The 12,210-nt window shown below is 64.0% G+C and carries 10 protein-coding genes and 1 tRNA gene; 6 read left to right on the plus strand and 5 right to left on the minus strand.

What is annotated here, in order from left to right; translation table 11 throughout:
- Positions 1–8: 8 nt before the first annotated feature.
- On the minus strand, positions 9–560 hold the full coding sequence (locus tag ACVWWJ_RS21770) for a redoxin family protein (protein WP_159896206.1): 552 nt from the start codon (positions 558–560) through the stop codon (positions 9–11).
- Positions 561–761: 201 nt separating this feature from the next.
- Between ACVWWJ_RS21770 and ACVWWJ_RS21775 the strand changes: the two genes are divergently transcribed.
- From ACVWWJ_RS21775 to ACVWWJ_RS21790, 4 genes are all read left to right on the plus strand, one after another.
- Positions 762–1,178, plus strand: a complete 417-nt coding sequence (locus tag ACVWWJ_RS21775; protein ID WP_456969446.1) for an organic hydroperoxide resistance protein — start codon at positions 762–764, stop codon at positions 1,176–1,178.
- A gap of 44 nt (positions 1,179–1,222) precedes the next feature.
- Positions 1,223–2,983 (plus strand): glycoside hydrolase family 13 protein, encoded by a 1,761-nt coding sequence (locus tag ACVWWJ_RS21780; protein WP_456969447.1) that lies wholly within the window; start codon positions 1,223–1,225, stop codon positions 2,981–2,983.
- An 86-nt stretch (positions 2,984–3,069) separates the two neighbouring features.
- Positions 3,070–4,554 carry a hypothetical protein gene (locus tag ACVWWJ_RS21785; protein ID WP_456969448.1) on the plus strand — a complete coding sequence of 495 codons (1,485 nt, stop codon included), beginning with the start codon at positions 3,070–3,072 and terminating at the stop codon, positions 4,552–4,554.
- A gap of 170 nt (positions 4,555–4,724) precedes the next feature.
- Positions 4,725–6,917 carry a carboxy terminal-processing peptidase gene (locus ACVWWJ_RS21790; RefSeq protein ID WP_456969449.1) on the plus strand — a complete coding sequence of 731 codons (2,193 nt, stop codon included), beginning with the start codon at positions 4,725–4,727 and terminating at the stop codon, positions 6,915–6,917.
- A 50-nt stretch (positions 6,918–6,967) separates the two neighbouring features.
- Here the strand turns inward: ACVWWJ_RS21790 and ACVWWJ_RS21795 are convergent, their stop codons facing one another.
- The gene (locus tag ACVWWJ_RS21795; RefSeq protein WP_456969450.1) at positions 6,968–8,218 is read right to left on the minus strand and encodes a hypothetical protein; all 1,251 of its coding nucleotides are present in this window, start codon (positions 8,216–8,218) and stop codon (positions 6,968–6,970) included.
- Between the two features lie 109 nt (positions 8,219–8,327).
- Positions 8,328–8,918, minus strand: coding sequence for a TetR/AcrR family transcriptional regulator (locus ACVWWJ_RS21800; protein ID WP_456969754.1), 591 nt, complete (start codon positions 8,916–8,918; stop codon positions 8,328–8,330).
- Positions 8,919–9,027: 109 nt separating this feature from the next.
- Here ACVWWJ_RS21800 and ACVWWJ_RS21805 point away from each other — a divergent pair, with 109 nt between their 5' ends.
- Entirely contained in the window at positions 9,028–9,639 is a 612-nt protein-coding gene (locus ACVWWJ_RS21805; protein WP_456969451.1) for an FMN-dependent NADH-azoreductase, read from the plus strand.
- Positions 9,640–9,714: 75 nt separating this feature from the next.
- Here the strand turns inward: ACVWWJ_RS21805 and ACVWWJ_RS21810 are convergent.
- Both ACVWWJ_RS21810 and ACVWWJ_RS21815 read right to left on the minus strand, forming a co-directional pair.
- Positions 9,715–9,791 (minus strand) — tRNA-Arg (locus ACVWWJ_RS21810).
- 55 nt (positions 9,792–9,846) lie between these two features.
- Positions 9,847–10,767 carry a LytTR family DNA-binding domain-containing protein gene (locus ACVWWJ_RS21815; protein ID WP_456969452.1) on the minus strand — a complete coding sequence of 307 codons (921 nt, stop codon included), beginning with the start codon at positions 10,765–10,767 and terminating at the stop codon, positions 9,847–9,849.
- A 117-nt stretch (positions 10,768–10,884) separates the two neighbouring features.
- Here ACVWWJ_RS21815 and ACVWWJ_RS21820 point away from each other — a divergent pair, with 117 nt between their 5' ends.
- Positions 10,885–12,117 carry an acyltransferase family protein gene (locus ACVWWJ_RS21820; protein WP_456969453.1) on the plus strand — a complete coding sequence of 411 codons (1,233 nt, stop codon included), beginning with the start codon at positions 10,885–10,887 and terminating at the stop codon, positions 12,115–12,117.
- Positions 12,118–12,210 lie beyond the last annotated feature (93 nt).

Below are 12,210 nucleotides of genomic sequence, written 5' to 3' on the forward strand. Positions count from 1 at the left end.
GTCCGGGTTTACGCCTTGCCTAGCAGGTGGCGGACGCGTGCTTCGGTTTCGTCATAGTTTCCCTCCCCGTAGTGGCTGTAGACAATCTTGCCGTTCTGGTCGATCAGGTACAGCGCCGGCCAGAAGCGATTGTTATAGGCGTTCCAGGTGGCGTAGCTATTGTCCACCGCGACCGGATAGGTAATGCCCATCTGCTTGATGGCCGAAGCGACACCCTGGAGATCATGCTCTTCGTCGTACTCCGGTGTGTGGACGCCGACAATCACCAAGCCATCCTTCGCATACTTCTGGTAGAGCGCCTGGGTGTGCGGCACCACGTGCACGCAGTTGATGCATTCGTGCGTCCAGAACTCCACGAGGGTGACCTTGCCATGCAGATCCTTCAGCGATAGCGGTGCCGAATTGAACCAGCGGTCGATGCCGGCGAATTCCGGTGCCGGCACGGAAGTCGATGCCGAGGTGCCATCGAGATCCTGGCCGTGGGCCCAGCCTGCCGGCCAGGAGGCGACGAGGGCGACGCACAGGGCGGCGAAAACGACGAGAAGGCGGGAAGGGTTCATGGCGGGATGCCTTTCAGTGAGGATGACCTATTGAAGCCCCGACACGTATCCCGCGCGTGTCGCGCCAGGGCCCGTGTGTATCCGAATGTATCCCACGGCCCGGGCTACACACTCCGACGCGTTTGAGGAGGTGTGGCGACACATCCGGGATACGCCCAGGGCGTCTTCTGGGCATCACCTCCAACCGAACGGGAAATCACCATGTCACGCATCCAGAACGTCCTCTATACCGGGAAGACCCGCACCACCGGTGGCCGCGACGGCGAGTCGCGCAGCTCCGATGGTCGCCTGGCGATCAAGCTGTCGCCTCCGGGCTCCGCCGGCGAAGGCACCAATCCCGAACAGCTGCTCGCCGCCGGCTGGTCCGCGTGCTTCATCGGTGCGATGGGCCTTGCCGCCCGCGCCCGGCACGTCGCGCTGCCCCACGACACGGAAGTGAACACCGAAGTGGATCTTGGCACCGCCGGTGAGGAGTACTTCCTGCAGGCTCGCCTGCACGTGAGCCTGCCCGGGCTCGATCGCGATGTCGCCCAGTCCCTGGTCGATGCCGCGCATGGCACCTGCCCGTACTCCAAGGCGCTGCACGGAAACATCGACATCGTCACCACGATTGCCTGAGCTCGCGGTTACCATCGGGTTTTCCACGATTGAAGGAAGGCCCGATGGGACTGTTTCGCCGACTGGCGGCTTGCGCCGCGCTGCTCAGTATGTCGATGGCTGCCAGCGCCGCAACCACCGATGTGCCTGCGAACACTTCGGTGGCGCCCTGGTGGAAACACGCCTTCATCTACGAGATCTACCCGCGTAGCTTCGGCGACAGCAACGGTGACGGCATCGGCGATCTCAACGGCATCACCGGTCATCTGGACTACCTGCAGAAACTCGGCGTGGATGCGATCTGGATCGCACCGATGTATCCCTCGCCGCAGGTGGACTTCGGGTACGACATCTCCGATTACGAATCCGTCGACCCGAAGTACGGCACGCTCGCCGACTTCGACCGCCTCATGAAAGCCGCTGGCGAGCATCATGTGCGCATCATCCTCGACATGGTGCTCAACCACACCTCGGACAATCACGCGTGGTTCGTGCAGTCGGCCAGCTCCCGAGATAACCCGAAGGCCGACTGGTACGTTTGGAACGACGGTATCGACGCGAACACCGCCGGCGCGACGGCGCTGCAGAAGCACAACATCCACGACGGCCGAATGCCTCCGAACAACTGGGAGTCCGTCTTCGGCGGATCGGCCTGGCAATGGGTTCCGGCGCGCAAGCAGTTTTACTATCACCGCTTCTACGTGCAGCAGCCCGATCTCAACTGGCGCAATCCCGCCGTCGAGAAAGCCATGTTTGCCACGATGAAGTTCTGGCTGGATCGCGGCGTGGCAGGTTTTCGTCTCGATGCCATCTCGACGCTGTTCGAGGATCCGCAGCTACGCAACGATCCGGAACGTCCGGGTACCAACGCCCAGGGTGATCCCAACCTGCATTCCCAGTACAGCGACAACCTGCCCGAAGTGCACGACGTGATGCGACGCATGCGCGCCATGGTCGATACCTACCCGGGCAACCGCGTGCTCATCGGCGAGACCTATACGCCGGACATCGCCTCGCTGGACGTCTGGTACGGCACGGCAACCGCACCCGAACTCCACCTTCCCATGAACATGGTTCCCGGTTTCGGCTGGCAGGCGAAGTTCGACGCCAACTGGTTCCGCACGACGCTTGCCGCGACGCAGGAAGTGCACGGCCAGCCGTTGGTGGTCTTCGACAATCACGACAATCCGCGCTCGATCGACCGCTTCGGCGACGGCCAGCATGACGTGGCACGCGCGAAGGTCGTGACGACCGCCCTGCTGACCACGCGCGCCGTGGCCCTGACCTACTACGGTGCCGAGCTTGGCATGACCACGGCAACGCCGACACGCGTCGAGGACGTGCGCGATCCTATCGGTATCACGGGCTGGCCGAAGGAGAAGGGTCGCGACGGCGAGCGCACGCCCATGCAGTGGCTCCCCGGCGCCCAGGCCGGCTTTTCGACCAATCCGGTGACGTGGCTCCCGGTCACGCCCAACCACGCGACGATCAACGTGGCCACGGAATCTACCCGATCCGATTCGTTGCTCAGCTGGTATCGCGACCTGGTGGCATTGCGCCGGGACAACGCGGCGGTGCGCGACGGCGCCATGACCTTCCTGGACACGTCGAATCCCGATGTCCTGATCTACGAACGCAGGGGCGAGAAGCCCGTGCTCGTGATGCTGAACTTCAGTGGCACGCCCCAGGCACTTCCTACCGACACGATGCCAGGCGAGGTGAAGACGCTTATGGCAAGCGACCCCGCACTGCGCGCCGCGAAGATGCTGGATGGAACCGTCCTGCCCCCTTATGGGGCATGGGTAGTGACGCCGGCGGGGAAGTAGCCGTTTTGGGTATGTGAGCGGCGGCGCGACGGGCGTAGATTATTGCGAGCCACGCCGCGTGGCCCCGGTCACCGATGGAGAGGCTTATGTTTCGTCGCTCGTGGTTCGTGTGGGTGTCGTTACTCGTCGCCGCGACGGCATCCGGCCAGGAGATGCACGACCACGGCATGCCGGAGAAACTGGGGAAGGTGACCTTCCCCATTTCATGCGACCCGAAGGTGCAGCAGCCATTCGACCGGGCCGTCGCCCTTCTTCACTCGTTTGCCTACGGCCCCGCCACCAAAGCATTCCGCGACATCGTCGCCACGGATCCGAAATGCGCCATGGCGCATTGGGGCGTGGCGATGACCTACTTCCATCCGGTGTGGGCGCCGGCACTTCCACCCGATACGTTCGCGGCGGGCCAGAAGGAAGTGCTCGAAGCGACGCGCCTCGATGGCCCGACGCCTCGCGAGCAGGAGTTCATCCGCGCCCTTGGCGAGCTCTACAAGGTTGATCCAGGCATCAAGCTCCCTCAGCGCACGCTCGCCTATGAGAAGGCGATGGCGCAGCTGGCACACGACAACCCGAAGGACGTCGAGGCGCAGGTTTTTTACGCCGTGGCGCTGCTATCGAACGCGGCGCCATCGGACAAGACCCACGCCAGGCAGAAGCAGGCCGTCGACATCCTCGAGCCGCTGTTCAAGACCTATCCCGACCATCCGGGTATCGCGCATTACCTGATTCACGCGTGCGACAGCGCAGAGCTCGCGCAGCGCGGCCTTCCCGCAGCGAGAAAGTACGCCAGCATCGCGCCCTCGGCGCCGCATGCGCTGCACATGCCTTCGCACATCTTCACGCGGCTCGGCTTGTGGGACGATTCCATCCAGTCGAATCTCGCCTCGGAGAAGTCCGCTCGCGAGCATGGCGACACGATGGGCCAGCTCCATGCGATGGACTATCTGGTCTACGCGTACATGCAGACCGGACGTGCGAAGGAAGCAAGCGCTGTCGTCGACGACATGCATGCCATGCCGCCGCTCGACATGGAGGACTTCGGCGTCGCCTATGCCGCCACCGCCATGCCCATTCGCGTGGCAGTGGAGCAAGCACACTGGGCAGACGCCACTGCGATCAAGGACCCGGCCGGCGCGCCTCCTTCCGTCGTGGCGATCGCGGTCTGGGCCCGGGGCCTGGGCCTCGCGCATTCCGGGCACCCGGCGGAAGCGCGACAGGAAGCGAAGCGCCTGGAGCAGATAGCGACCCAGCTCGACGGCAGCGGGGATGCCTACTGGTCGGTGCAGACCAGCGTCCTCGCCGGTGAGGTCATGGCATGGTCGGCGCAGGCCGGTGGCGACACGGCGAACGCGGTGGCGCTTCTGACCGCGGCGGCCGACAAGGAAGACGCCCTGGAGAAACGGCCGGTCACGCCCGGCCCGATCCTGCCGGCCCGCGAGCAGCTCGGTGACCTCCTGTTGCTCCAGAAGCAGCCCGCCCTTGCGCTGGCGGCCTTCAAGACCACCCTGACAGGATCTCCCGGCCGGGCAGGCGCACTGGCAGGCGAATCACGCGCCAAGGCCAGCGGAATGTAATTACCCCATTCCTCGCCCCCCTGTGGGAGCCGCTTCAGCGGCGATACCCCGGTTGCCCCACCCCCGCATCGCCGGCATCGCCGGCTCCCACAGAAAGCCGCCTGAAGGCCGCCCCGGGCATGATCCCCCATGCCAGAATGACCTCCATCGAAACCCGACCGAATTCCCCCATGACATCCCCCCGCTCCGTCGTCTTCGCCGCCCTGGCGATCTTCGCGACTTCTGCCCTGACCACAGCCACCGGCGCGCCCCAGGCGGCAGCGACAAGCGCCGGTTCCGCAGCCAGCTCCGTCACGGCGGCCGGAACGATCGCGCTTGTCCCCGAAGACCAGGAAGCCGTCGCCGGGAAGGTGGCGATGTTGTTCCTGACAAAGTTCCATTACCGCCCGCGCCCGCTGGACGCGACGTTCTCGGCGGTCGTTTTCGACAAGCTGGTTGAGACGCTGGACCCGGAGCGCAGCTACTTCACCGCCGCCGACATCGCGCACTTCGCCCCGCTGCGTCCCACCCTGGGGGCCGCGATCGATCAGGGCGATCTCGGCCCCGCGTTCGAACCGATCAACCTCTACCTCAACCGCGTCGTGGATGAAGCCCACTACGCGCAGTCGCTGCTCAAGGATGGTTTCGACTTCAGCGTCCACGAATCCATTGCCACCGAGCGCAAGGCCGCACCCTGGCCGGCGTCGATGGACGAACTGCACGAACTGTGGCGCGAACGTGCGAAGGAAGACTGGCTTCGCCTGAAACTGGCCGGCCAGGGCGACGACGCCATCCGCAAGACGCTGGCGCATCGTTACGCGAACCTCGCGTCGCGTATCCAGAAGACCAGCGCCGATGACGCCTTCCAGCTCTTCATGACCGCGTATGCCGAATCGACCGATCCGCATACCGACTATTTCGCAGCCAAGGCGGCGACAGCGTTCAACACCGAGATGTCACTGTCGCTCGAAGGTATCGGCGCTTATCTCCGCGAGCACGATGAATACACCCAGGTCACCGAGCTGATCCCGGGCAGCCCCGCTGCCAAGTCCGGAAAGATCCACGTCGGCGATCGCATCACCGGCGTCGGCCAGGGAACCGCTGGCCCGTTGACGGACGTGATCGGCTGGCGCTCGGATGACGTCATCACGCTCATCAAGGGCAAGAGCGGCAGCACCGTTCGCATGGAACTGCTTCCTGACGAGAGCAAGGGTGATGTCGCTCCGCACGTCGTCACCCTCACCCGCCGTCACATCAGCATCGAGGATGAAGCGGCCAAGCAGACGGTGCTCCAGGTTGGCGAGCCGGGCCATGCACACAAGCTGGGCATCATCACGGTGCCTTCGTTCTACGAAGACTTCGACGCCCGCCGCGCGGGTGACGCGAACTATCGCAGCGTGACGCGTGATGTCTCGCGCATGCTGGGCGAGATGAAGAAGCAGAAGGTCGATGGCGTGGTCATCGACCTTCGCGACAACGGCGGCGGTTCGCTGACCGAAGCCTCCGACATGGTCGGCCTGTTCACCGGCGCCGGTCCCGTGGTGCAGGTACGCAGCGCGGATGGCAAGGTCGAAGTGCAGGGCGCGAACAACGCCACGCCGGCCTGGTCGGGTGCGCTGGGCGTGCTGGTGAATCACGGCTCCGCCTCGGCCTCGGAGATCTTCGCCGCGGCGATCCAGGATCGCGGTCGTGGCGTCATCCTTGGCCAGCGCACCTTCGGCAAGGGCACGGTGCAGAATCTTCTCGACCTCGACGAAGCCGTGGAAGAGCAGCACGAGGGCAAGCTCGGCGAACTGAAGATGACGATCGCGCAGTTCTATCGCATCAACGGGGACAGCACGCAGCTGCTCGGCGTGAAACCGGACATCGCTTTCCCGCCGACCGAGGACGAGAAGGACTTCGGCGAGTCGACCTATAAGAATGCGCTGCCGGAGTCATCCATAGCCGCCGTCCCGCACACGCAGGACAAGACGCTCATGCCGCTATTCCCGAAACTCGACAGCGCTCATGCCGCACGCGTGCAGCACACCGCACGCTGGCAGCTCACCATGGACGAACTCGCTTCGTTCCAGGCAACCGCCGCCCGTACGACCGTCTCGTTGAACCTCGATGAGCGCAAGGCAACCCGCGAGGCCGACCTGAAAGTCTCGGCGGATTTCCGCGCGCGTCGCAAGGCCCTGAACGTCGCAGACGGCCTGCCGGTGGACGACGACGATGCGTCCGCCAAGGGTGACGACGGCCTCGACCCGGAGGAACGCAGTGTGGCGCAGGACAAGCGCCCGGAGCCGACCAAACCGTCGAAGGATCCGTACGTGCAGGAAGCCGCGCAGGTCGTAGCCGATGCGGCCGCGATGTTGATGACGGTGGCGCCCACTCAGTCTTAAAAAGCCGAAGTCATTGCGATGGCCAAGGCTTTTCGGAACCATCCTCGGGGCTATCTGAGATGAACGCCATCGAGATCTTGCAGACGCATCTCGATGCCCCACCCGTATTGATCCCGCATATCCGGTGTATTGCTGCGGATGGCGACCACGACGTGATTCGCGCCCTTATGCAAAGGCAGATCGAACGATCCGTTTTCCAGTGAAAGGCGGCCGTCGGGATCTTTGCGCTGACCGGCGACGTGATAAAGATTCTTGTCGGCGTAGACAAGCTTGCCGTCGACGAACACCCAGACCTCGCGCAGGAAACCGATGGATACATGCTGGGTCTGGTCATGGTCGGATTCGATGGTCGTCTTCAGCCAGCCGATCAACGGTCTGGCGTGATCGTCCGGATGGGCATCGCTGCGTCGCGCCAGGTTGATCAAGCCGTAATCCTCGGCATGCGTCGTCGCCCATGCTGCCGAGGCCGGCGGTACGTCGGTGATCGTCGGCTCGGCACCTTCGGCAAGCCGTGTGGGCGGCGCCATCTCCCAGGTGCGCAAATACCGTTGGTCGCTAGCGGTGGGATCGGCTTCCGGCTCCGCAGGCAGGCCCTCGACCACATCCGGTTTCACGACGAGGTTGGCATAGGTCGCCGGGCCGCCAAGCGAAAGCGCACCGATGGATGCGTCGCCCTGCAGCCTGCCCACACTCAGTGACGGCGTGGCTTCGTGATTGACGTACACGTTCATGCGCCGCCCGGACATCACCATCTTGATGTGGTTCCAGTGATCATCCGCGAATGGCGCCGGCCTTTGATACTGGATGTACATATCCCACAGGCGGCGCGTATGCGTGAGCGGCGCGTATTGCAGGCAATCCTGCGAAGCGGCGCAATCCGGCGAGACGCGCACGTAGAACGTTTCGGTGCTCGCGTCGGTCTTACGGAACGCGACGTTCACTTCGCCGTCCTTGTCGCTGGCTTTGGTGTCGAACTCGATCGTGCCGTTGCCGAACGAGAAACCTTTGAGGAGTGCAGACAACTGCGGATCGGCGCCGCTCATTGTCATGATCCCGCGGGGGAAGCCCTCTTTCCTGGTGAACTGGACATCGCCGGTCACTTGCCACAACTCGGCTGCAAGCGGCACCTGGATGGAGCCATCCGGGGCAGCCGTCAATTTGGGAGGCGCCTTCGCCTTGGTGGTGGTCACCACCTCCATGCTCGCCGTCCCCATATCCATCGCCGCCGCGGGCAACGTGACGGCGCACGCCGCCAGCCAGAGACGGAGGTGACGTGTCGAAGCGTATCTCTGCTGAATCATGAGCATTCCTGGCTGTCGGTCTGATTGACCACCAGGCAATGCTAGGGATGGGCGTGTACTGCGCCGAGGAATATGTCGCGAGCCGGTCGCAGCGTGTCACCAGGCGGATCTACCGCTGCGTCGCACTCACGAAGATCGGCATGACGATCGCCTCGATCCTGTCCGCCATCTCTTCCGCCGACACGCGGTCGCTCATCTGCAACCAAAGCCGCGCCGCTCCGAAAACCGCCCATGCTGCCGTGGTGTAAACAAGCTCGGGATCGACCCCGGGGCGGGCCTCGTGGTCGGCTCCGCCTTCCCGGAAGATATCTTCCAGCACGGGGATGATCGAGCCCTCGATGGGCATCCTGCTCAAGGCGCTCGGGCACCCCGACGAGCTGGCGAGGTAGTCGCAGACGCCCAGGGCGATTGCCTTGAGGCCGCCTTCGCAATTCTGGAACGACAGGCCGCGCTTGGCGACCAGATCGCGGAACCGCGCGGCCGCCATGGCCTGTAGCAGGCTGCCCTTGTCTGGGTAGTGCAGATAGAAGGTGGCGCGATTCAGCGTCGCCTCGTCGGCGATTTCCTGAATGGAGATCTCTTCGAAAGACTTGTGCGCCAGCAGGCGGACCAGCGCGTCCATGAGCATGCGCCGGCTGCGCAGGATGCGCGGGTCGGTCTTCTGCGCCGCTGCGTCGCCGGAGGGAGAGGTCTGGATCATCGTGCTCAAGGATACCGGCATCGGCAGCTGGCGTCTAAACGACACTTGTCTATTAGATCTAACGGACATATGCTGCTTAAACGTCATTTGTCTATTAGGAACCACCTCAATGTCTGTCTTGCTGCATATCGATTCCAGCCCGATGCTCGAAGGCTCGGTCACTCGCCAACTGTCTGCCGCGTTCGTCGACCGGTGGGTAGCCGCCAATCCGGGTGGTCGCGTGCTGGCCCGCGACCTCTACACCACGCCGCTCGCCCCGATCGACGCCGCCTGGATCAACGCGGTACGCACCGCGGCCGACCAGCGGACCGCCGCGCAGACGCAGACCCTGGCCTTGTCCGACTCGCTGATTGCCGAACTGGAGGAAGCCAACGAGTACGTGTTCGCCGTACCGATGCACAACTTCAGCGTGCCGGCGATCTTCAAGCTCTGGATCGACCAGGTCGTGCGTGCGCAGCGCACGTTCTCGTACGGCGACGGCAAGACACCCACTGGCTTGCTGCAGGGCAAGAAGGCGACCTTCATCGTGGGCACGGGTGGTCCCCAGATGGACGCCTATAACTTCGTCGGGCCGTACCTGCAGACGATGTTTGGTTTCCTCGGCGTCACGGACGCCACGCTACTCACGGTCAACGGCACCATGGCGCTCAACTTCGGCGCGGACCGCGAGCAGTTCATGGCGCCGCATCTGGAGGCAGCGGCTGTGCTTGCGCAGGCCTGAGGGTTAGCTTGTTCGGGAGTTCGGCAAGAGTCGGGAATCGCCGCTGAAGCGGCTCCCACAGGGACGTGGGAAAGATGGTGCGCCCGGAGGGATTCGAACCCCCGACCAATGGCTTCGGAAGCCACTACTCTATCCGGCTGAGCTACGAGCGCATCTTGCAGAGGCGGCATTGTAGCCGAATGCCCCGAGGCGGCCTAGCCTGAGCTGTCAGGCTCTGGCCAGCGTGGGTTCGGCGCCCGCCGCGGCGGCGCGCAGGCTTTCCCTGTAACGCCGGCTGCACGGCAGGACCGTACCGTCGGCCATGTGCAGCCGGGCATCGCCGGCGTCCAGCGGTTCGATGGACGTCACCTGGGCCAGCTGCACGAGATAGCTGCGGTGTGCCCGCACGAACACGGCGGGATCGAGCCGGGTCTCGAGCGAGGCGAGCGTGCTGCGTAGTGGATAGTCCCGCCCGCGGACGCGCAGGTTCACGTAGTTACCAGCGGACTGCACCCATTCGATGTCGGCCGTGGCCACAAGGAAGTCGCGACCGAGCTTGCGCACGAGGAAGCGTTCCGGGCGGTCCACGGCCTCGACCGGCGGGCCCTCGTCCGGGACGTCGAGCAGGCTGGCTTCACCCTGTATGTGGCGCCCGAACCATTCGACCATGTGGCCGACAGCGACGATCAGGAAGAAGGTGCGCACATCCTTCAGGTACTCGTAGATGGCCTGGGTGGTCCACGAGCCCGGGTCATACCTTGAACCAAAGCTCGAGTAGACGACCAGGCGAATCAGGTCCATGCCGATCACGTGGCAGGCCGAGTAGGCAAGGCTGCCCAGGAAGTACAGCGGCAACCTGCGCCGCCAGGTGTCCGCGTGCAGGGGCCATCGGTCACAGGCCTTGAGAATCAGGGTCAGAAGCAACAGGCCGAGGGTGATGCTGCTGAATTCGTTAGTCGCGATCTGCCAGGTCGGCACCGCGATGTTGTACCGGTTCGCGTCCATCCGGCTGGTCATCGTGTTGCCGATGGCGGCCGCGACGAAGGTGACGACCCAGAAGGCGATCATCCAGCGCTGGCGACGGCGATGGGCGCGGTCGAGCTCCTTACCGGGCGGTGTGGGTGCGGTGTCTTCCATGCGCTCAATCATAACGTCCCACCTGCCCCGCGGTTCGTCCCTGAAAGCCTCTCATTCGACACCTCGCGCTGGTGACGAGCCCGGTACGACGCCAATGCTGGCCTCGCCTTCACGACAGGACGCACGGCCATGCCATCCACCCGCCGCCACGACATCGATGCCTTGCGCGTCTTCGCCTTCGCCCTCCTCATCCTCTATCACACGGGCATGGCTTATGTGGCGGACTGGGACTTTCATATCAAAAGCGTCCACACGGCCGAGTGGCTGCAGTGGCCGATGATCTTCGTGAACCGCTGGCGGATGTCGCTGCTGTTCCTGATCTCCGGTGCGGCGATTGCACTGGCCGCGCCCGAGGGCCGGTTATGGCGTTTTGCCCGCGAGCGCACCTGGCGGCTGATGCTGCCGCTGATCTTCGGCATGTTCGTGGTGGTGCCGATCCAGCCGTATTGCGAGGGCGTGGCTAACGGCCACCTGACGCCGGGCTTCTGGAACTTCCTGCTCAGCTACTGGCGTGTGCACCCGTGGCCGAAGGACAGTTTCGGTGGCTGGCAATACGGGATCACCTGGAACCACCTCTGGTACCTGCCCTATCTGTGGACGTACACGCTGTGCCTGGTAGTGCTGATGCCCTTGTTGTCGCTCCGGCCGGTACGCGCAGCGGTCGCCGGCTTCTGTGCGGCACCCCTGTGGATGATCGTGAGCGCACCGGCTGCCCTGCTGCTGCTCTTCATGCAGTTTTTGGCGCCAGCCTTCCCGGGAACGAATGCCTACTTCGGCGACTGGTACCAGCATGCCAAGTACGCATCGATCTTCCTCGGAGGTTACCTGCTGGCCCGTGAGGCAGGATTCTGGACACGCGTGGTGTCACTACGAAAGGCAACGCTGGCAACGGCACTGGTGTCGATTGCCGTGTATCTCGGACTACGGCTGGCAGGGCAACTGGTAACGGCGGATTCTTGGACGCACCGTGTGCCGGACGACTATTGGGATCTGCTGACGGAGGCCCTGCATTGCGTGTATCTCTTCAGCGCCCTGCTCGCCATCCTCGGCTGGGGCAAGGCTCTCCTCGACCATCCGTTCCGCTGGCTGCCGTATTGCACCGAAGCGGTGTATCCCTGGTACATGCTGCACCAGAGCCTGATCATCCTGCTGGTGTTCTGGCTGAAGCCGATGGCGCTCGGGCCGTGGCTGGAGCCTGCGCTGGTGCTGGGTGGGACGATTGGCGGTTGTTTCGTGCTGCATGAGTTCTTGATTCGACGTGTTGGCTTTATCCGGCCGTTGTTCGGTCTGAAGCCCGCCAAGCCCGAGCGCGCTGTTGTGGGAGCCGATTCATCGGCGATGGGTGCTCGCGAAGGAATCTGAAGACACCGCTCCGCAGGGATCGCCGATGAATCGGCTCCCACAAAAAAACGCGTGGAGGTCGGCTGATACCGAGTCCGCGGAACGCATGAAAAA

It is taken from the genome of Luteibacter sp. HA06, from assembly GCF_054061215.1.